At 34.5% G+C, this 22,219-nt stretch carries 20 protein-coding genes and 1 tRNA gene; 2 read left to right on the top strand and 19 right to left on the bottom strand.

Annotation, left to right across the window (positions count from 1 at the left end):
• Window positions 1–386: 386 nt before the first annotated feature.
• The gene (locus MP477_RS10795; protein WP_257190426.1) at window positions 387–836 is read right to left on the bottom strand and encodes a GAF domain-containing protein; all 450 of its coding nucleotides are present in this window, start codon (window positions 834–836) and stop codon (window positions 387–389) included.
• An 11-nt stretch (window positions 837–847) separates the two neighbouring features.
• Entirely contained in the window at window positions 848–2,275 is a 1,428-nt protein-coding gene (locus MP477_RS10790) for a TonB-dependent receptor (RefSeq protein ID WP_230037765.1), read from the bottom strand.
• Window positions 2,276–2,329: 54 nt separating this feature from the next.
• Here MP477_RS10790 and MP477_RS10785 point away from each other — a divergent pair, with 54 nt between their 5' ends.
• Together MP477_RS10785 and MP477_RS10780 are read left to right on the top strand one after the other, a co-directional pair.
• Entirely contained in the window at window positions 2,330–3,097 is a 768-nt protein-coding gene (locus MP477_RS10785) for an MBL fold metallo-hydrolase (RefSeq protein WP_230037768.1), read from the top strand.
• A gap of 67 nt (window positions 3,098–3,164) precedes the next feature.
• Window positions 3,165–3,246, top strand: a tRNA-Leu gene (locus MP477_RS10780).
• Window positions 3,247–3,411: 165 nt separating this feature from the next.
• Here MP477_RS10780 and MP477_RS10775 read toward each other — a convergent pair.
• The 17 genes from MP477_RS10775 to MP477_RS10695 all read right to left on the bottom strand — a co-directional run bounded on the left by MP477_RS10775 (window position 3,412) and on the right by MP477_RS10695 (window position 22,214).
• The gene (locus MP477_RS10775) at window positions 3,412–3,678 is read right to left on the bottom strand and encodes a hypothetical protein (RefSeq protein WP_257190425.1); all 267 of its coding nucleotides are present in this window, start codon (window positions 3,676–3,678) and stop codon (window positions 3,412–3,414) included.
• Window positions 3,679–3,801: 123 nt separating this feature from the next.
• Complete coding sequence (locus MP477_RS10770) at window positions 3,802–4,746, bottom strand: hypothetical protein (RefSeq protein ID WP_257190424.1); 945 nt, start codon at window positions 4,744–4,746, stop codon at window positions 3,802–3,804.
• The gene (locus MP477_RS10765; protein ID WP_257190423.1) at window positions 4,746–5,510 is read right to left on the bottom strand and encodes a M48 family metallopeptidase; all 765 of its coding nucleotides are present in this window, start codon (window positions 5,508–5,510) and stop codon (window positions 4,746–4,748) included. Before MP477_RS10765 ends, MP477_RS10770 begins: the two co-directional genes overlap by 1 nt.
• A 55-nt stretch (window positions 5,511–5,565) precedes the next feature.
• Window positions 5,566–5,736 (bottom strand): hypothetical protein, encoded by a 171-nt coding sequence (locus MP477_RS10760; RefSeq protein WP_257190422.1) that lies wholly within the window; start codon window positions 5,734–5,736, stop codon window positions 5,566–5,568.
• Window positions 5,737–6,202: 466 nt separating this feature from the next.
• On the bottom strand, window positions 6,203–6,892 hold the full coding sequence (locus tag MP477_RS10755; RefSeq protein WP_257190421.1) for a hypothetical protein: 690 nt from the start codon (window positions 6,890–6,892) through the stop codon (window positions 6,203–6,205).
• Entirely contained in the window at window positions 6,889–8,448 is a 1,560-nt protein-coding gene (locus tag MP477_RS10750; protein ID WP_257190420.1) for a hypothetical protein, read from the bottom strand. The genes MP477_RS10755 and MP477_RS10750 overlap by 4 nt, the downstream gene beginning before the upstream one ends.
• 152 nt (window positions 8,449–8,600) lie before the next feature.
• A complete protein-coding gene (locus MP477_RS10745) occupies window positions 8,601–9,155 on the bottom strand; it encodes a hypothetical protein (RefSeq protein WP_257190419.1) in 555 nt (184 codons plus the stop codon).
• 5 nt (window positions 9,156–9,160) lie between these two features.
• Window positions 9,161–11,545, bottom strand: a complete 2,385-nt coding sequence (locus MP477_RS10740) for a hypothetical protein (protein ID WP_257190418.1) — start codon at window positions 11,543–11,545, stop codon at window positions 9,161–9,163.
• Entirely contained in the window at window positions 11,533–12,234 is a 702-nt protein-coding gene (locus MP477_RS10735; protein WP_257190417.1) for a hypothetical protein, read from the bottom strand. Before MP477_RS10735 ends, MP477_RS10740 begins: the two co-directional genes overlap by 13 nt.
• A complete protein-coding gene (locus MP477_RS10730) occupies window positions 12,234–14,063 on the bottom strand; it encodes a DUF2235 domain-containing protein (protein WP_257190416.1) in 1,830 nt (609 codons plus the stop codon). Before MP477_RS10730 ends, MP477_RS10735 begins: the two co-directional genes overlap by 1 nt.
• Window positions 14,064–14,085: 22 nt before the next feature.
• Window positions 14,086–15,180, bottom strand: a complete 1,095-nt coding sequence (locus MP477_RS10725) for a DUF2931 family protein (RefSeq protein ID WP_257190415.1) — start codon at window positions 15,178–15,180, stop codon at window positions 14,086–14,088.
• 363 nt (window positions 15,181–15,543) lie between these two features.
• Window positions 15,544–17,403, bottom strand: coding sequence for a type VI secretion system Vgr family protein (locus MP477_RS10720; RefSeq protein WP_230037796.1), 1,860 nt, complete (start codon window positions 17,401–17,403; stop codon window positions 15,544–15,546).
• A gap of 259 nt (window positions 17,404–17,662) precedes the next feature.
• Window positions 17,663–18,070: a type VI secretion system tube protein TssD gene (gene tssD / locus MP477_RS10715; protein ID WP_047487665.1), complete on the bottom strand. Its 408-nt coding sequence runs from the start codon at window positions 18,068–18,070 to the stop codon at window positions 17,663–17,665.
• Between the two features lie 211 nt (window positions 18,071–18,281).
• On the bottom strand, window positions 18,282–18,977 hold the full coding sequence (locus MP477_RS10710) for a VIT family protein (protein ID WP_257190414.1): 696 nt from the start codon (window positions 18,975–18,977) through the stop codon (window positions 18,282–18,284).
• A gap of 87 nt (window positions 18,978–19,064) precedes the next feature.
• On the bottom strand, window positions 19,065–19,985 hold the full coding sequence (locus tag MP477_RS10705; RefSeq protein ID WP_230037800.1) for a carbohydrate kinase: 921 nt from the start codon (window positions 19,983–19,985) through the stop codon (window positions 19,065–19,067).
• A 55-nt stretch (window positions 19,986–20,040) separates the two neighbouring features.
• Window positions 20,041–20,772 carry a hypothetical protein gene (locus tag MP477_RS10700; RefSeq protein ID WP_257190413.1) on the bottom strand — a complete coding sequence of 244 codons (732 nt, stop codon included), beginning with the start codon at window positions 20,770–20,772 and terminating at the stop codon, window positions 20,041–20,043.
• 95 nt (window positions 20,773–20,867) lie between these two features.
• The gene (locus tag MP477_RS10695) at window positions 20,868–22,214 is read right to left on the bottom strand and encodes an MFS transporter (RefSeq protein ID WP_257190412.1); all 1,347 of its coding nucleotides are present in this window, start codon (window positions 22,212–22,214) and stop codon (window positions 20,868–20,870) included.
• Window positions 22,215–22,219: the final 5 nt, after the last annotated feature.

Raw genomic sequence — 22,219 nt, 5'->3', positions numbered from 1 at the left:
AATGGCAAAGATTACGCTTTAGCCACAAATTAAAGATTTGATGTCACCAAAAGACACAATTTTTTTTAACATTTAAGTTTATTTTAAGTGACAAAATTTGCGTAGAGAAAAGTATACTCAATTATTTGTAAATATCTGATTTCAATATTATAATGGTAAACAATACAATGAGGGACGTAATATTTCCCCTCCTCCGGAGGGGTGGCGAAAATTCAAAGAATTTTTGACGGGATGGTTAAAACTACACTCTTTTATCCTAAAGTTATTCAACAGCCTGTTTGCAATGATCAGGCTTACGAAATACTGTAGCTTCCAGCATTTTGACCACAAAAAAACTCCAACTATAAAAAGCTGGAGTCTGTATTTTAGTATGAATTGATTTTCAATTACAAAATCTTGGAAACTTCATGACAAAGCCACTCTAATAATTCGCGGTCTTCAGCAGTGAAAGGATCAATTGTATGGGAATCAATATCAATCTGACCAACGTTTTTTCTGTCTTTAAATATAGGAACGACAATTTCTGCTTTGGTATCGATTGAACAGCTTAAATAATTGCTTTCTTCCTGAACATCAGGAACTACAAATGTTTCATTGGAAAGTGCTACCTGACCGCAAATTCCTTTTCCGTAAGGAATAATGGTATGATCTGTAGGAGCTCCCACATAAGGGCCTAAAATCAGCTCGTCTTTATCTCCATTTTTAAAATAGAACCCTGTCCAGTTAAAATAAGAGATTTCCTGATCCAACAGGTGACAAACTTTCTGAAGCTTTTCTTCTGTATTATGTTTAGGACTTTCAAGAATTGAGGAAAGTCTTTTCTTTAGTTCTGACATTTTATTTATTTTTAAGAGAATTGTTTTAAGGAAAGTTCTTCTTTATAACCAAACATTCCACGTTCTTTAATCATTTCTGCTACGCCTTCCGGAACCTGAGTTTCCCAACCTTTAACACAGCATGCTATTTTTCTTAATATTTCTCTCGAATAGATTTCCAAAAACTCAGGATTATAGTTGGTAATATCTACAATACGGTTGTTATGTTTGAAATATTTATAGAGTTCTTTAAGATTTTCTTCAACTTTAAGGTTGGAAGAATCCAGCAGCTGATGGGTTTCAGGGTCTTTATATGGATACAGGTACACTCTCATTCCGTTTCGGAAGAACTTCCCGAACGCTTCAAGAATTCCTCCTGAAAGATTTTTATAGTATTTCTCATCAAACACCATTAATAAGTTATTTACTCCCATTGCTACACCAATATCTCCACTCGTATAGGATGCAAAATAATCAATCAGTCTGTAATATTCAGAGAAATTTGAGATGATAACAGTATATCCTAATTTACCAAGAATATCTACTCTATCCAGGAAATCCCTTTCATCAATATCTCCGTCTGCCCTAAGGTTTGAAATGGTAATCTCGATAAGTACTTCGGTTTCTTCATGGGTACAGATGGCGTCTTTGAAAAACATATCCATCCCATTCTGAAGCATATCTATATTCACTTTGGTAACCGGTCTGAAACTTCCTCTTACTGCAAAAATATTTTTCTTGTATAATACATCTGCCGGAAGCATATTGTTTCCCTGAGAATTGAAGATTACAGCATCAGTCATTCCGTTTTTCACTAACTGTAATGACATAAGCCTATTGTCTACATAGGCAAAAGCCGGCCCACTGAAGTCAATCATATCGATTTCCAGGTTATCTTTTGCTACATCGTCGTATAGAGACTCTACCAATGTTCTTGGATTGTCAAAGTAATTAAAAGCCCCGAAAATAAGGTTTACCCCAAGATTCCCTAAAGTTTCCTGCTGTAAGGTAGCATCATTTTCGTTAAATTTTACGTGAATAACAATTTCATTATAATCCTCATTTTCTTTGGTTTGAAAACGAATTCCGACCCAGCCATGGCCTTTTACTGTTTTGTCAAAATTAATGGTGGTTACGGTATTCGCGTAAGAGAAAAATTTTCTATCAGGATTATTATCACGTGAAATTCTTTCTTCAATTAATGCTACTTCATATCGAAGCATTTTTCGAAGTCTGTTTTGGGTAACGTACCTGTTTTTTACCTCTTTACCATAGATCGCATCACTAAATTCTTTGTCATAAGCGGACATTGCCTTAGCAATCGTACCGGAAGCTCCTCCTGCTCTAAAAAAGTGCCGAACAGTCTCCTGCCCTGCTCCAATTTCTGCGAAAGTACCATAAATAGTAGGATCTAGATTAATTGTTAATGCTTTTTGTTTAGGAGTTAGTTTCTGATACATTAGGACGTGAAATTTTTTGTAAATTTACCAAAATTAAACCAACCTCAAAACAAAATGAAGTTGAAATTTTTAGGAACCGGTACTTCCCAAGGTGTACCCGTTATAGGATGTACATGTGAAGTGTGTACTTCCAAAAATCCCAAAGACCAACGTTTTCGCTCTTCAGTAATGGTTACTACGGAGGAAAATAAAAAAATACTGATCGATTGCGGCCCGGATTTCAGGCAGCAAATGCTTATTAATCATGAGCATAACGTAGATATAGCACTGATTACCCATGAACATAATGATCATGTCATCGGGCTTGATGATATGCGTCCGTTGATTTTTAAAAGTGGAAAAGATGTTCCCCTTTATTGCTATCAGAGGGTGGCTCATGAAATAAGAAACCGTTTTCCTTATGCCTTCAGTGATGTAAGGTATCCGGGTGCTCCTGCTTTTGAGCTTCATGAGATTGAAAATAAGCCATTCCGGGTGCTGGATACGGAAATTACGCCTGTTGAGGTCATTCATTATAAAATTACGGTGTTTGGGTATAAGTTCAAAAACCTTGCGTACATTACGGATGCCGGTTTTATTTCAGACACGGAAAAGGAAAAACTGAAAAACTTAGATGTTTTGATTTTAAACTGTATCAGAAAATTTGATCCTCATCCTGCTCACTTTATCCTTCCGGATGTTATCAGGCTTTTTGAAGAGCTCAAACCTAAAAAATTATTTCTCACTCACATCAGCCATCATCTGGGACTGCATGATGTTGAAGATAAGCAGCTTCCACCCGGAATCCACCTTGCCTACGATGGTTTAGAGATTAATTTTTAAAAAAATATTCCAAAAAGCTTTTGAACATTAAAAAAAGTTTTTATATTTGCACACCGATTTAAAACAAGCCCAGTTGGCGGAATTGGTAGACGCGCTAGACTCAAACTCTAGTATCGAAAGATGTACCAGTTCGATTCTGGTACTGGGTACAAAACCCTGCAAAACAGTATTTATACTACGTTTGCAGGGTTTTTTCGTTTTTATTCTTTTATAAGACCCAACTATTACCGTGTAAGGAAACGTGTAAAAATCAAAGTATCAGAAATAAGAATGGCGACAATATCAGTATTGTTGCCATTCTTTATTTTATTATTTTACTTCGGTCTGTCCGGCTTTGTGGGATCAATTGTTGGATCTTCTCCAACCGGCCCCGTCGTATCTTGTGGATTCAAAGAATTGTCATTTGAATTAACTGTACTTTGAATAGCTGCTGTATTATCCGGATTATTTATTTTTAAGGCCTGAGAGCTCGCTTTAACCGATTCTATTGCTTTTTTCCTCGCTTCCTCATCTCTATCGTTGTTACATGATAACACGACTGTAGTGATTGCCGCTGTTAAAATAATTAGTTTTTTATTCATAAGTCATTTTTTAATCCAAAACAAAAATAACCATTTATAAACCAGTTATACAATTTTTATGTCACATTCTCATGAATTGTGATGCGTTTTTGTGCCAGAAGGATTACACCTGTCCTCTCTTTTCTATTTTGATGATATGATGTTGGAAATATTGCCAGAGGTAAGCATCAGTTCTTTGAAATGAAATTTTTTATAGGAAATCTGCTTAATTTCATATCGGGTTTCTTTTCCCAATCCTACCTGAAGTGAAGTTACTTTTTCGTCGTATCTATGATTATTGACGTCCATTCGAATGTCAGTATCAGTAATCAATCTGCTCTCCGAATTGGTATGTTTTGTATATTTAAAAATTCCTTTATTAGAAGAAATCAGTTTTTTTTCTATTTCCCGATCTCCTTCTACAGATTCTTTTAAAACATAGCTTGGTACTCCTGCATTACAATACGAGAACTTTACATTCCATTTATCCAGATAATCACTTGCCTGGGTTCTGAAAGATTCCATATAAGCTTTTGTTATTTTGAAATCCTTATGCTTGTATTTTTCATATGATGAAATATATTTTAAATCTTTCAGCCCATACCCTGCTAAAAAATCTTCCAGGAAGTCAATCAGATCGGGGATGTTTAAATTATCGCCAACACTTTTCTGTACATATTTATAGTAAGAATCATTCAAGTAAAAGACATCCTTATCTCCGATTAAAACTGTCTTTTCATTATTATTGAATGTAATCTTAAGTTTTGTACTGTAGCTTCCATTTTTATAAGTCAACAAAAGACTATTCTGATTTTTTGCCAAAGCACATATATTGGGTACTTTCTTTTCTGATACCGAAGAATCATTAAAATCATAGAAAGCAATACTATCATTTTTAGGGCTGGAGATATAAATAAGGTTATCAGTACTTATTTTATCCTTTTTGTCAATTCTTTTATCATCAACGTATTCTCCTTTATCAATAGTTTTATTAACAATATGAGTAACGGTATAGGATTTTGGTGTCTGCGCAAAAGCGGTTACATGAAACGTCACCAGAATAAGTAATGTATGTATTAAATTTTTCATCATTTCGTTCTGTCCAGTACATACCTTGGAACTTTCTTCAAATCCTTCTTTTGAGACTTCATTAAAGAAAGATATGTTTTATAATTTTCTACGGCTTTTTCTTTTTGTCCGGTATTCCAATAGCTATTTGCAATATTGAGATAAGCTACTACCTGATCAGGATATTTTTGAATTATTTTCTGAAGCACATTAATCGATACTGTCGGGTTAATATTTTCGAGTTTAAAAGCTAAATCATTTATTTTAGTAATATTATTGGAGGAAATACTGAGATAATCCAACCAGCTTTTGTTTGCTACCCAGTCATAATAATTAAACTTCATCTTGGGAAGATCACTTGTATCTAACAAAACTGATGCATTATCATCAGATTCTGTAGCAAAGTAGCTTTCTCTGTATTGATAAAGAATAAAATTATTGTTTGAAAACTGTAATGTAAAGTCTACAACAGAATACTTATCAGAAGCTAGAGGTGCGATAGATGTTGTGTAAGAAAGCAGATTGTTTTCAAACTTTAGATCATCAATACTAGCATCAGATTTACCATTGCATTCTTTGCAAGGGAAAATGTTGTCATTTTCATAGGTTAAAAGCTCTTTATTATTTTTATTCTTGAAAACGATGATAAGCTTTCTTTTAGTAAGGTCTTCTATCTGTTTTTTATTATCTGTTGTTATAATATATAAATCATCACGTGTTCCATCATTATTAAAATCATTATGCAGCTGAGCTACAATTTCATTCGATTTTAACAATGCTTCCACTTGAGAAGTTTGAGAATGACAGCTCAAACCTAAAAATAAAAATAGTAAAGGAATTTTATTGATCACCTTTAAATATTTTAACGGTTCTATCAAAAGCTTCTCTTCTGTTACTATATGATTTTGTTGCATAATTTACTTTTGCTGTTATTGAATTCACAACTTCATGAGTTGCTCCTTTTTTAGCTAATATATGAGCCTTCTTTAATCCAATATTTAAAGTATCCATATTAATGAATGTTTTTAATGATAAAATATCATAACTAATTATAATATAGGAAATTATTAATTTACATCATTCAAAATTCTTCTCTGTTTTTTGTTCAAATTCTTTAAGGGCTTTAAATAATATTTATCATTATTTTTCTTAAAATAAAGTTTGTCTCCAACAATATTATTCCCTAAAAAAGTTCGTTTAATAATCAATAAATTTTTCTTACAACAACCAGCGGTAATCTCTATTTTAGCATTATTCCAATAATAACAGTTTTTATATTTACACTTCTATTCAGCCATTTATTTTCTTTTTTATCTATTGATAAACAAACACTATCGTCACTTACTTTCTGTTGAAGTATGATATTGGCATTTAAAACTTTATTCCAAATCTTTATTTCCTGAGCTTGGGCTATAAAACCCATTAGTATAAGAATCATTGGATAGGTTATCTTAATTTTTTTAATAAACATTACGTTTTAATATTGTGTCAATCGCCTTCTATACTGTGGTGCTATAAATTTTTCAATTTCTTTCCATGTAAAATAAACAGAGTGTTCCGGATAACCACTATTTGTTCTACTTTTCTCATCATAAAAAATGAGATTTATACCTATCATTTTCCCCTCTATACTTGTATCTATTTTGTATTGATTGAGATTCTTTATTGGAACGAATACGTTGTTATCTGTCTTTAATTTTTTACTACATATCTGTAGGAGCATTTTTTTGTTCGTGAATAATTTTTCTCCAACTTCTGTATCATTCATTTCATCAAAGAAATAATAGATCGTATACTCCCATGGAGAGCCATAAGACTGAATATGTACAGATACATTTAGTAAGCCGTTCTTATTGAGAAATATTTTATATTTTTCAAATCCAAATTGGTTGTCACGTAAAGAATTTGTTGAAATTAAGTTTTTTAAAGTATCTTTTTTTGCATTCAATCTCTTTTCTGGGTTATCAAAAAAAACACCATTAAAAAGATCATAGCTTTTTTGAATTTTCTTGTAAATGACTGTATTCTTAGTTTCTATTTTTAATTCCTGTAACTCAAAACATTCATTGGAAATACATACCGAATCTTTTAAAACAGAAACATTTTGAGCATATGAAAATATGCTAAACAAAAAAACAAATAATATCTTGGGCGGGTATTTTATCATTTTTTCTCTTTTTTTATAGATTCATAATGTTCTTTAATTTCAAAAGCAATTTTTGCTCTTTCATAATTTTTCGCCCTTTTAGGGAGTGCTTTTGTATCGTATCTATTAATAGCTTTTGAAACAGAATCAACATCATCGTTGTCAGCATGCTGCTTTGCTGTTTTTTTATTATATTTCGTTCCTTCATTCCAAAACCATAATGCAGATTGAGTTGCATACATTGGATCTTCGGATAATTTTAAATACTTTCCTTTTAAAGGAACTCCTTGCTTTTCTTCTGCAAAATCTATGGATCCCGTTGTATCATCAGTAAAAGGATTTTTATTCCTATATTTTGAAAAACTTCCATAATTTGCCCTACCTGTCACCTGCTTTAAACCTCTCCCTTTAAATTTCCACCCATCTCTCGTTAGCTCATCTCCATTTCCTAGTCCTCTTGTATCACCTGGATAAGGGGCATAAGCTCTAGACATTAAAGGAATCCCAAAATAAGTATGAGGTTGCAATACTATTTTATAATCTAATGACTTATCTGATTTTAAAACCTCTTTAAGTACTTTTCCTATTCTTTTTTTAGGATTTTTCGGATCTTTCCCTCCTATATATTTCCCATATAATTCCCCGTCTATAATAGATGGTTTATCATTCAATAATATTGTTTTAAGTTCATCATTTGTTTTTGAAATTTTGTTTCCTTTAGCATCAATTATTGTAAAAATTGATGTTAGATGGTCTTTCAAAGATTCAACAATAGTTGTATTGATTGGAATTACAGAAGAACTAAAAACTCCTAAACTTATACTGGAAGAATATTCTTCTCCTTCTTCAAATGTTGTAAACGAAGCTGACTCAAGAGCAATTTGTGCAACAAAGTGAGCTTTTCTTAAGCATGTATCTAAACCAAAATCTTTTCTATATTTATTTAAGTAAGGTAATATTGAATTTATAATTTGTTGTTGTTTTTCACTTAAGCTTTTTACACCGATTGTTTCTCTTATTAACTCAGCGGTTATTTCTTTTGAACAATTTGGACACTTACCATCTTTATTTTCCGGCACCGGTACCCCTTTTGCATCAATACTTTCCGGAACATTTACTTGTCCGGAGGTTACAAATTCTACTTTCCCTGTTTCAGGGGGAACACTTCCCGGCATTTTTCCTGTTCCCGGTAAAGTGGACTTTTTTAGCAGCACATAATTCTCCTGAACTTTCACAGTTCCAAAATCCTGCCACTCTGTGAGAGAAATCATCTGAAACCCATCATCAAAGATAAAGTTTGGAATCTGTTTTTCAACGATGGTTCCGGTAAGCTTATCTTGTGTGGTGGGTACATCATTCAACACTTTAAATGTTCCCAAATGAGCATTGAATTTTATTTTTGCTCCGTCTATAGCCAGCAATAAATCTTCTTGTTTTTTATCTTGCTCCTCATTTTCGGCACGCTTTCCTGCCATTTTCTGGCTGTTGTCAGTTTTCATCTGATCGGGAGTCTGTTCTGGAGCCTGATTTTGAGTTTCCGGGACGGCATTTTTGCCATCGTTATTTAACCTATCCATAATAATGAATGTTTTAATTGTATTCTATCATTATTCCATCTATTTTTGATTGTTCTAGTTGCCACACAACCTGTCTATTCAGTAACCATTTTTTCTTTTGACAATGTCAACAATAATACATGAGGCACTATAGAGCAATCCTTTTTTATCTTTTATTTTATGTTACCTTTTTCAGAATCTGGATTTACAAGATTAATTTTCTGTATTTCTTTTGGAAATTTAGAGTAATTTATTTTTTGTACTCTTTTCAATTCTGATGGAAACCATATGGCAATTCGATTTAAATTATAATTATTAAAGTGATAATCTTCTGGTTGTTTGCTTTCTCTTTTGTATAAATTATTCTCCTTAAAATACCCCCCTAATAATTTAATATCAGCATCTGATAAAAGAGTATAGTCAATTACCTTTTTTTGATTTTCATCTATATAATAATAAAATTTTGAGGCTTTCCACAGTGGAATATAGTCCAGATCACTCATTTTTCCGGTTTCAATATAGAGAAAAGATATAGGCTCTTTTTCTTTATATACATAGCTATTATTGAAAGCTCTATAAATAACTTTATCCTTATGCACCTCTAAAGTGCAGTATGCATATTTAGAATTCATTTCAGTTATATTATCATTGTGATAATATTCATAATATTTTACAGAACTACATGATATTATTGTTAATAATGAAAATATAAAGATTAGTTTCTTCATCTCTTTTATTTTATTTCAATTAAATATTTTCTTGTTTTCCCAAGGTTAATCATATTTTTCCACTGCCATTGATAAAAAGATTTGTATTGAAAATTACTATTGAAAGTACCATCTGTTTTTTGTCTGTAGTCCAGATAATTCTCAAGAGTCTCACTATTAGCTTTAGAGTTGGGAAATTCTTCATAAGACTTTGCTTTTTTACGTTCTTTTTTCAATCTCTCTAATTCTTCTTTCTTCATTTTTAAGTTTTCTTTTTCCTGTAATAGATTTACAGCATTAGAACTTATTTGAGAAAGTGCTTTTCCCTCTAAACCGATCACATCATTTTTTACAAAATCTACAAAATTTGCCTCAAAATTTGTAAAAGAATATTTGTCCGCAACCAGACCTTCTAAAGATTTATATCTTTCATTAAGCAGAGCCAAGCCTTGTAAATCACTTATTGGAATATTATCTCTTTTAGAGATACCCTCTAATTTTTCTAAATTATCAATATTCGAATTTATTACGCTATCTATCTCAACTGTTAAATTTTTGATTTCATCTTCATAATCTTGTTTATATTTTTGTCCATTTTCTTTTATCTGATACCTCCCCATCACTTCTGCCTCAAAAGGATGTCTTAATCCGAAAGCATGCCCTAATTCATGTATTATTAAAGAAGCTGCATCTTTATCAGTAAGAGCAGAATTGAAAATTTGTGCAGTCCCAGAATTTATTAATGAGAAAGCCTGTATTTCTTTTTCAGGAGACCCTGCACCATGTATATCTTCAGTATAAAAGAAATAGATCTTTCCATTCTGGTCTAGCTTAAATGAATTTGTGTATAATTGATTATATTCGGCTTTTTCCTTTACAAAATCATCATACAAAGCTTTTATTTTTTGATCATTCCATATATTAGTTACTTTATGCTCTTCATGCATCTTTTTAGCTTTTTTCAAGTCATCACTTTTATAACCATACATTTTATCAATTTCCTTCAGTAGATTTTCAATCTTTTTATTGAGTAATTCTTCTCTTCTTTGCTGATCAGCCTTACCAGAATTATTTGCTTCAAATCGACGTCCCATTAATTCATCATATTTAAATGCTTTCTGCTTATTTGAGGCAGAATATTCTAAATATCGTTTTCCGTCAATATCATTGAAAAAACTTTTAAATTCGCTTTCCAAAAAAGTGACATGCTTTGTAGTAGCAGCTAATTCTCCAAAAATATAGGCTTGGTTAAAGGAGTTTTCATTAAATAATTTCACTATATCCTTCATTAAATTTACATGAGGAATATCTTTGGATTCGGTACTTGCTGTAGTTCCAAAAGTCACTTTTACTGGCTGTATAATGGTTTTATAAATAGTATTAGCTTTTACAATAAGTTTTCCTAATTCCTGAGGTTGCTCTTTTGCTTTTGCAATAATGGTAACATCCTTACGAAATGCTCCTGTACATTCAATACTAATTTTTTGAGCAGCACCTTTTATACTTAATCTTACAATATTAGGAGATATTTTGATTTTATCATCTGAACTTATTAATTCAATATCAGCTTCATTTATTTCACTTTTCACAAAGGCCTCATTGGCCCTTACATATATAAAAATTTTACTTTTTTTATTATCGGTATTATTTTCAGTATTTGGTCCCCAAACACTTAAGTATGGACATAGATATTCTTTTTTACCAGCATAGGTTTTCTCTTTAGTAATAATATTGGATAATTTTTCATATTTAGAAGCTAATCCTTCAGCACAAACTTTTTTATCAAATCGGTCAAAGCCAAATTCTCCATTGTATTGAGTATCTTCTCTCCCAAATTTTCCATCTGCATTTAATTGCGAACGATAGAAATCTATACAGGCTACAAAGGTTTGTTCCACAATAGTATTTCGCAGAACCGGTGCACCCTTTGGATCAATGCTTTCAGGTATATTCACCTGTCCGGAATCTACAAATTCAACTTTCCCCGTTTCCGGAGGTGTTCCGGGTACAGCTCCTACTCCGGGTAAAAACGATTTCTTCAACAGCACTTCATTGTCCTGTACTTTAGCATTTCCAAAATTTTGCCACTCTATAGATTTCGTCAAAATGAAACCATCATCAAAGATAAAATTGGGTGTCTGTTTGTCCACGATGGTTCCGGTAAGCTTATCTTGTGTGGTGGGTACATCATTCAACACTTTAAATGTTCCCAAATGAGCATTGAATTTTATTTTTGCTCCGTCTATAGCCAGCAATAAATCTTCTTGCTTTTTATCTTTTTTCTCATTTTCGGCACGCTTTCCTGTCATTTTCTGACTGTTGGCAGCTTTCATCTGATCGGGAGTCTGTTCTGGAGCCTGATTTTGAGTTTCCGGGACGGCATTTTTGCCATCGGTATTTAACCTATCCATAATAATGAATGTTTTAAATGGGCATTGTGTTTTTTAACTTCTGTAAAACCTTCCTCATAAAGATCGCCCTTGAAAACAAAGAGACCTCTGAAATAGCTGGTTTCAGTTTTTTCTAAGTTTTCAGAAGAAATGGTCAGCATCATTTTTTCACCATCTATTACAGGAGTCATAATTTCTGTATATCCTTCAGAAGATATTCTTTTTCTTTTGCTATCAAATGACTGCAATAAGCCATTAAAAAGCAGCCCAAACATATGGTAACTTCCTAAAAATTCAATCAGTTCATTTTCATTTTCCAGCAAGTGGCTCACCCGGCTGAAATAGCTGTCTACCGCTCCTCCTTTATGGGTCTTTGATAATTCAGTTTGAATTTTCACCCACCTCATCTGGAGAAAAAACAGATTATCTACCGCTGTAATATTTCCCTCTTCATCTACCCTGCATTCTATCTCATCAAACAGATAGCTGACCTTTTTAAAAAATTGCCCCATTGCATCATCATCATCTGAGAAGTCAAAATCAACGACTAGAATCTGGAACTGATGTTCTTCTTTCTCTTTTCCAAGGTAACAGACCTCCACCTGTCTGGCATATCGTTTTTCTGTGGAATAAAATTCGTTTTTCTGCTCTGTAACAATCGTTTCCAGGCGGTATATTTTCTGATGAAGGTTTTGCAGTATATTACTCATTATTCCGGATATATTCTTCTTTGATAATCGTTATTGGGATCCATTCCCATCCAGTCCCTGTTCGCTGACCAATGAAGGTATTTATTGCGTATAATTCTTAATAAGGCCTGCGGATGATAGGCAGTAACAGTCACCCCTTCCAAGGTCTTGGTTTTAATTTTATTCCCGTTTTCATCTACCATCTCAGCAGGTGATTGTTCCTGTACCGGTTCCGGGTCTAACAGCCTTTGCAATGCTCTTTCCTGTTTTTCCTTTTCAACCTGTTCATCCGTTTTGAAATTCCACTTTCCACCATTTTCAAATACATAACCATGTAAAAGATCCTTTGCATGAGGCAGATACTGATCATGTTCTATAGAATAGGAAGTTTCAGTTTTCATCACCAATTGATGGTCGTACAGGTTTTTACCGTGCTCTTCCATAAAATGTAGCGGAATATAGCTGTATTCTTTTCTCAGAAAACGGGTTCCGGTTATTTTACGGTATACACTTCCCGCTGTAATAAAATTCAGAAAGCTATTATTGATTTCAATCTGTTCTTCATCATACCAATGTTCATCAATCAGTTGCTGTCTGCGCTTATTTAAGAACCATACGGGTTTATGGTTAGAAGTTTCTATTTCATCCACTTTTTCCATTCCGTTTTCATAAGCACCGCCTATATCACAATGAACTCCCGGAAATTCTTTTTCGATACTACCCGGAAATCTGGTTAATGAAAAGTTTTCCCGATGCTCATTGCCTGCCGTAAAATGAACGGCTTTGAAATAAGATCCTGGATTCAATAACTGCAGCTGTTCTACATCATCTCCGAAATTGTATGCAGATCCTAGCGTAGAATGCTTCATCCCTTCCCATCCGACACGTCTCATGCCACCCATATCACCAAACTCCTCATAAGAAGAAACAGTATCATAGGCCCCGATAAAACGAACATCCAGTTCTAAATCTTCCAATTCTTCTTTGGTCACTACATCTTTACTTAAAAGATAATATCCCAGAAATCCAAATTTCGGAAGCTTTCCATCAACAAGATAATTAGGATCTACCTCTATTTTATCCTTATCTATCCACATATCTCCATATTGGGGAATCGTAATTGGCCCTTCGGAAGAATCCATTTGAGTATATCCTACTATCTTTCGGGATTTTTTTATCTCAACATCTGCTGTTCTTTTTTTACCATTGATTTCGTAAGCAAAATTCCTTGCGGCTGCAGCCCCACGGCTGAATCCGAAAGTATCTATATATATTTTTGTAAATTGTTTATCTGCATTTAAACTATCTCTGATTATTACTTTAATTCTATCCGCCAGTTTTTCACATCCTTTTCTCACTTTCCCTCTTACCCCTGTAATACCAGATCCATATTGGAAGCCATCATCTACATCTCTGCGGTTATCCAGCGTCCCAATACCTTCTATATAAATAGCATAATTAGTCTGTTCACAACACTTATACAATCTGGCAACATTGGTAAAATCGTTGCTAAAACTATTATCAACCCCCATTTTATCTAAGCGGCTCCTGTGAATCGCTTTAAGATACTGGTCATATTCGGAACCGGCATCTGGCTTTTTTTTATCATCTAAATCATCATATTCATCTTCCTGTTTTTCAGTCGTATCTTCTATCGCTTTTTCTTTTCGTAAAATTTCTTCTTCAGAATCCGTGCTTTCAATTTTGTTTTTGCCATCCTTATATTTTTGGCGGAGCTCAGTATTTTTAAGATTATTCAAAGTTCCGTCAAAGAAAACACCTACCTCCAAATGCAGTTCGTCAACAGGAGGTGCATAATTTCCAGTATTGTACACAAATGTTTTTCCCATAATCCTAAATTTGAGGCTTCTTTTAATTTTTCTTTTTCGACTTAAATATTTCTAATTTATCTGTCTTAATAAAAGCTTCTTTCCCATTTTCCCCTTTTAGCTTTACTGTAAAAAAGCTAAACGCCTCATTCACTTTTATGACTAATTCTGCTTTGGTACTTTTGGGATTATCTCCAAAAACACTATTAAAAGCGTCAAAGCTGGATTTTTCGTCCAAATTACATGCTGCTCCGTATCTATTATTATCTTTATCTAATACTGACATTGAAATTGAACTAGGAATTGTTCTAAAATCATAATCTGATAAAGGATTTTTTGCAGCATCAAATTGTTCTTTTTCACCATTTATCATATCAACCCCAACATCTCTTAGCGGATTTAATTTTGCATTTTCCGGGAGTTCAAAAACAGCTTTCCAAGTAAACCTTGTTCTATAAACATCCCATAAACCAAATGGTATAGGCTTTTCTTTGTTTTCTTCCTGTATTTTCTTTGGAATAATCTGTTCTCTTGTATGTACCATTTCCAAATAATCTTTGCGCCAAAATCGGTTTTCATGACTGTCGAGCTTAGCAATTTCTGATTCTGGAATGGTTACTTTTTTACCCTGATATCTCCCTATTTCTTTTTGCCAGCCAATTCCTGCCACCCAAACAACGACCACACCTCCAGGTGCCATACCTACAGAAATAACATCGTAGTTTAAATGTTGTGCTTTTCCACTCGCTCCTTTTATTTCAAACCCCTGGCTAAAATATTTTCTTACCATTTCGGTATCAATTGCCGTATCTATCTGGTAAAACTGATTTTCGATATAAGACATCCAGATAAAATCCAAACGCGAGGGAAGACTTTTAAAGCCATTCCCCATCCCATGATTAATCGATCCCCAGGAATGGCTCCCGGGAACGATACCAAAGCTTAATCCTACCCATTCTCCCCCTTCGCATTCCATTCCTCCTTTGTATACTTCCATCGGATATCCTAAAGGGGCAGAGGTTCCTTCAGTCCATTCATATTTTGTCATAGTTTCAGTTTTTTTATGGTCTTTTTTTTCCTGACACGAGATCTGGGTAAAAAATAAAAAGCTTAATAGATATTTTATTACTTTATTCATTATTAACACCTTACATTTTTTTTTAATAATTTACTCTTAATTGTTGTTACTTAATGATTCTTATGACATCAACGGAAGGATAATCACTAAAATTAACGATATCACAAGAAAACATATACAAAAAGAGTAAAAACAAAATAAAAGAAAATCATTTATTTCGTTTTGTTTACGTTTAGAAGCCATTACAAACGGCAGAGCAAATAATACCGGAAAAAAAGCGAAGATCAACCAAAGGGCGACCCATCCATAATCTCCATGGCTATACTGTGTTGTCAAATCCATAAAACCTAATTCAATAATGACAAGAGCCACTACCGATAAGACCGATGAAAAGAAGGAGATCAGTACTTTTTTCAACATTTTCTATCCTTTATTCACCTTAGCATCTATTTTACCCAGCATTTTCGCCACTCCTGAGCTCTGTAACAAAATATCGCCATTTTTTGCTTTATGGGTGGTGGTAGATGTTGTTTCTTTTAAATCACCCGTTACATTAATGGTTTTATTTTCGTTCACCGTCTGTTTATAGTTTTTTGAGGTGAATCTGTGATCATTAGTAATAGTAGTAGTATGATCATTTCCAACACTGGTCTTCATATCTTTTCCTACATTAATATTAAGATTTTCCCCTGCATTGAATGTCATATTTTTAGGAGCAGTTACCACAATATTACCTTTTCCATCCATAAAATAATTATTCCCGCTAGGATCGATAATATTGACACTTCCTTCTGCATCATTCATCAAAATTCTAATACCGCTTCTGGTTTGTATAGATTTTAAATGATTATTAACACCGCCACCCATAGCTGTTCCCCCATGAAACATTCCTCCCATCACGAAAGGACGGTCAGGGTGATTATGTACAAAACCAACCATCACCTGATCTCCTACTTCAGGTACAGCCACATAGCCTCTGTTTTGGGTGATCTGATCTGTTCCTCCTGCATCAGGAGCCATCATCCGGATAAAATTGGTCGTATCATGGAGCTGCCAGTCAAATCTTACAGTTACCCTTCCTTGTTCCAGCGGGTCTGTATTGGATATTACAGTAGCAATCTGAGGCTGCGCAATAGGTACAATAAAATCCGGTTTCGGAATAAATCCTGTATCTGAGGCTATCGCTTCAAATCTTCCTGTATAGCGGCCCAAAGCATCCACCTCATGAATCACCTCCGTCATCATCAGCTTTGTAAAATATGAGGTTTGATTAGTATCTGTTTTTCGCATATTGATATCGGCAACACATCCCGGATATAAAAAGGGAATAGTTGTCCCACCGGAAACCGTAAATACTTCTACCGCTTTACTTCCGGCTGTACTGGTTTGGGAAATAACAACATCCATATCGGTTGCCGCTTTTATGGGAGCTACCTGTAATGCCGGAGTTTTGAATATACCGTCATTATTTTGGTAAGCTGTTTTTGCCAAATTTCCTACATGTTTTATAGGGGTTTCTCCCGAAGAGAGCTTAGCATTTGAGCTGCTGTTATATCCATAGAAACTGGGTTTGATGTGCACTGCTTTCAATTCAACATTCACATCAGAAACATTGCTTCCATATACCAGTTCCAATGCTTTATTCTGAGGCGGCATATTTCCGAAGTGCAGCACTTCACCATCATAGTAGAACTGTTCACCATAGGCTTCAGCCATTCTGCAGAGATAATTATAATGGGTTTCGTTATATTGGGCGCTGTAGAGGATCTGGGACGAAGCTTTGGCATTTACTTTTACATCAAACTTGGTACTTTCTATCCCTTGTTTGATAACATCCTCTGCAATGATTCCCATATTAACAGGCTGATCTCCACCAAAACTTTGGGTGTGGGGAGCAGCATCCAACAGAATGGTAGGGCTATGCCCTTTCAAAACAATATTTCCAAGGTTATGATTTTCCTGGCTGAAGCCCACTCTTGTGATCACTCCTACAAAGGTTCTTTCCGGACTTCCTTCTACATCTTTGTATTTAAAAACCACTGTTAAACGTTTTCCTAAAAACTGTTGAGCTTCTTCCAGATCATGGTTTTGTCTTCCGTCCAGGGTATCATGAGCCAATGTCAGTTCAAAATCATGATGTTTTTTTACACTTTGCTGCAAACGAAAATGCTTAAAGTGCTTGATGATTTTGCCTTCTATCACAATATCCAGTTTAACCACACGGTTGATTCCGGGAATATGATTCTCGGAAATCTTATCTGAATTCGAGGTATTTTTATTCATATTATGTAAAGTGTTTTCGGGGAATTTATTTAATAAAAAAATTAAAAAACAAATGACCTTTTCATAAAGTTATGAATTTTTTACAATATAAAATTCACATTATCAGCTTTATGTTTAAAATTATAGAATTTTTAAAAAGATAAAGCTGCTTGTCCATTTATGATGTCCCGATGGAAATAATTACAGACAAAAAAACAGAACAGCATCTTTGTAGCACCATTCTGTTTTATGTTGAGTTAAATTGTAAGAGATCGGATTCTTATGCTGTAGGCCAAGCCCCATTATAAGCTGAATTACCTAGATCAATTTGTTCTGCACTTACAACAAAACTGATGTACATACTGTTTTCATCTACGGCATCGAAATCTACTTCGTGCTGGATGACATACCCGTTAGTCCATTTTAATGTTGTTAATGTTCCTTCTTCGTGAGATTTGTTGAAAGTTACTTCACCTACTGTAGGTTTGTATTTTCCATTAAGTAGGCTTTCCAGGATGTCAGATTTCTCTGTAGCTTCTACTGTAATTTTAATAAGAGCATTGGAAGGATCAGATGCTACTCTACCGGACACGTCTGTAGCACGGGCTACCGTATAATTCAGTTTTAATAACTTTTGTCCTTCACCGTTGTTGAATTTTAGAATTCCTCTTGAATTTCTTTCTGCCATGATCGTAAATTTTAATCGTTAATATTTTGTGATTTGTGGTTGGTTATATCACCAAAATTAGAAGTATTTACCAGACTGAAAGAATATTTAAGCTTAAATCTGAAAAAGTGTAGTATTTCTACGACTAACACTTGTTAGGTTTTTTATTGTTTGTAAATCAAAAGATTACCTTTCAAAAAGTATTAAAACACAACTTCCAAAGTACAAAGTACTATGCTACACTTACTCCGAAAAAACGTCCTACCAAAGCTGTAATTCCCATTGCTACCGTCCCCCAGAAACAGATTCTGAGCATGGCAATTTTAATATCGGAACCACCTGTTTTGGCTGAAATTGCTCCTAGCAGCATGAGGAATATGATGGAGAAACCATATTGAAAATAGATCATCTGCTTAATAGGAGCTAGTAAAGAGACCATAAAAGGTAATAAAGCGCCTAATGCAAAGGATCCAAATGAAGCAATAGCTGCCTGCAGAGGTTTTGCCTGTGTGATTTCATTGATTCCCAATTCATCCCGGGCATGGGCTCCCAATGCATCATGTGCTGTGAGCTCAGTAGCAACCTGCATTGCTGTTTCTTTAGTACATCCTCTTCTTTCATAGACTTTAGCTAATTCTCTAAGTTCTATTTCAGGCATTTCTTCAAGCTCACGTTTTTCACGGATTAAATCTGCTTTTTCTGTATCCTCCTGTGAGCTTACAGACACATATTCACCGGCAGCCATAGACATTGCCCCCGCAATCATTCCCGCTAAAGCAGCCAGAATGATGATATGACGGTCGGGTTCTGCTGCGGCAACCCCAATAACAATACTCGTGGTGGACAGCAACCCGTCGTTAGCTCCCAAAACAGCTGCCCGAAGCCAGCCTACCCTGTTTACATAATGTTTTTCTAGCTGATGCTGCATAATACAATATTTCAGTGTTGATCCTTCCATTAAAGGTATAAAATGTTTCTTCAAGAATCATTTTAAATTAATATGCAGTTTGTTGGTTCAGCTCAAAACAGAGACAGGGTGTTCACTTTTAAATCTGTTAAAATCCTCAAGGGTATATTCAGGGCATGCTCCTTCCTGTGATGTAATAAAAGCTCCTAGTGAAACGGCCTGTAGCATTGTTTCATGTACAGAACTTCCTTTTTCCAGCTTTTTTGATAAAAACCCTGCTAAAAAAGAGTCACCACTTCCAACGGTGTCTTTTATGGTAACCGGGATGGTAGGATAGAGATAGAAATCATCCTTATAAGCATACAGAGCTCCTTTACTTCCTTTGGAAACAATAATTTCCGGGAGGTCAAATTGATCCTGTAAATAATGTATGCTGTCTTCTTCATTGGTATATGTTTTTCCTAAAAAGTCCAGCATCATACGTAATTCTGCTTTGTTAAATTTTGCAAGATGTGCTTTGTGTAACAGGTCCTTAATCATGCTAACCTCATAATATGGTTCTCTAAGGTTAATATCAAAAACATTGTAAGAACCGATCTCCAGTAACTGGAATAATGTGTTTTTGGATTTCTCACTTCGGGCTGCCAGTGTTCCAAACACTAAAGCATCTGCTTCATTAAGGATTTCCTGATCTGCTTGGGTCATATCAATAAAATCCCAGGCTACATTTTCTACGATATCATAATGCGCATCATTATTCTCATCCATTGAAGCAACAACAGTACTGGTAGGATATTCTGTGCTTATCTGAATGTGCTCAGTCGGAATTTTCCAGTTTTTCATTTTCTGTAACAGATCGTGCCCAAGCTGGTCATCTCCAACACTACTGATCATATTGACACCAACACCCATCCTTGAAAGATGATATGCTACATTAAAAGGGGCTCCCCCCATTCTTTTCTGTTCTCCCGGAAAAATATCCCACAGAACTTCTCCAAAGCAGACTGCTTTATTTTTTTTATCTTCCATTATTTTAAAATAATAAATATATTTTTAATAGACTTCTCAAATTCATCTCTGTTTTTCAGAATGAATAGGCCTGTACGGAAAACTGCAGAAATGCATTATTGTTTACAGGATTCCACATTCCCCATATTCCGATGGGTATTTTATATCCTTCAATGGTAAAGTTTTTTGAAATAATAAGACTCACCTCATTAAATCCTGCTTCTTTAGCAAAAAAGTTATTCTTTTCGCCGTTGCTGTTGTTTAGTGCAAAGCCATATCCCAGTCTTCCTCTTACTTCCAGATTTTCTTTCTTATAGACAGGATATTCTCCCGATACAAATGATGAATATTTGTTCTTTGTATTATCACTGTTCCTGTCTCTCCCGAAAACCACAGTGTTCCAACTGAGAACTAACGGAAACTTTTCACTTATGGTATAATAAGATCTCAGGTCCCAAAAGCGCCCGGTTTCCCTTGCTGAATAATTAAAAAATTCTTTGTTATTATACGAGGCATCCGGTGAAAAATTATAAATATCCCATAATTCTAAAGTAAGATGTTTATTTCTGTATCCTACATAATTATTAAATTCTTTATAGGAGCCATTCACATTACCACCAGCCCAAAATCCTGCATAGAAGTTCTTATAATCCAAATGTACATCTCCTGTAGAAACCAAGCCTGTAGAAACTTCAATACCACGCCATAAATGACTATTTCGAAGTTGTAAAGCAGAATGTACCTCCTGTGCATTCAAAAATACACTTCCTATAACCGCGGAAAAAAACAATATAATACATTTTAACATGACATAAGTATTTTTAATATAAACACTAAGTATCCTCTATCCGGTAGTTATTTACAGGATAATAAAATAGCTCTAAGAAAATATATGATAGTGAACTAATGAATAAGATCTTTTTCTCTTATCCTCGATCCGAACAAAGCATAGGTCAGCATCAGCAATTCGCAGATTACGGTAAGCCACCATGTCCATCTCCACGAGCCTAAAACATCTGCCAAACCGCCTTGGATAAGGGTAAACACAGCCCCGCCAAATACTGCAGAAATAAAAATACCTGATGCTTTTGAGGTATACTTATTCAATCCTTTTATAGAAAGGGTGTAGATGCAGCTCCACATAGACGAATGCAGAAGACCGATTGCCACCAGAAACCAAAGGTTTTGTGTAATCATAGATGTTAGGGCAAGAATCGTCGCAAGAACTGTTGTGATTATTAATTGTGTTCTTGCAGAAATTTTACTCAAGAAACTTGATACTGCTCTCCCTACAAGAAATCCACCCCAATATAATGTAGACAGTAATGCATGAATGCCTAAATCTATCCCACCGACAATAATATCTGTTTTTCCGAAAAAGGTGATTGGATGTCCCGAATCCATCAATTCAAAGGCATACAGATTAATATTGGCTCCGATAGCAACCTCAGTTCCAACATAAAAAAAGATAGCCAGAACCCCCAATACAAAATGCCTGAATGACCAGATGCTTCTTTCCAGCTTTTCTTCTCCTACTATTCTCGTATGGGCAATATCAGGAAGGTGAAGCTTTTTGGTAATCACCATTACCATTAATATGCATATGATAAGTGCTAACAGAGGGAGCAGCAACTGCCTGATTTCTATATTTTCTATGGAAATCCCACTGAACATGACCACGGTAACAAAAAATGGTGCAGAAGTAGTCCCTATTGAATTAATGGCTGTCAGAATATTCAACCGCTGTACCGGCTGGGTTCCTTTCAATTCATATGATGCGGCATAAGGATTTACAACCACCTGAATGATGGCGGCAGAAGTACCCATTAAATAAGATCCTATAACGAAAATGGTAAATCCGAAAGGAATAACCGCATCCTTAATACTGAACTGTAAATCCGGATACTGATCACCAAACCAGGATGAGCATAAATACATAAAAAGACCTGAAATCATAAAAAAAAGACCACGCAGGATTGTATTTTTATATCCAAATGCATTTACCCATTTACTTCCCAGTGTTCCGTTCAAAAGATAGCCAAGAAAGAAGAAAAAGGAAATTAAAGTGGTAAATGTATTTTTCAAACTGCCGGCATGGCTTAGAAAAGTGAATTTCAGAGGCGCCTGCAGCTGCTCATTCACGGTTGTCAGAAAACCTACAATAAAATAAATAAAGGTGATAATGGCAAATGGCAGTATGGCATTGTTTGTCTTATTTTCTGAAGGGCTTATATTTGAATTTATTTGCATGACCT

Source organism: Chryseobacterium sp. WG23, from assembly GCF_024586575.1.
Classification (GTDB): Bacteria; Bacteroidota; Bacteroidia; order Flavobacteriales; family Weeksellaceae; genus Chryseobacterium.
The sequence above is the reverse complement of the archived record's forward strand: the minus strand, read 5'-3'. Positions and strand labels throughout refer to the sequence as shown.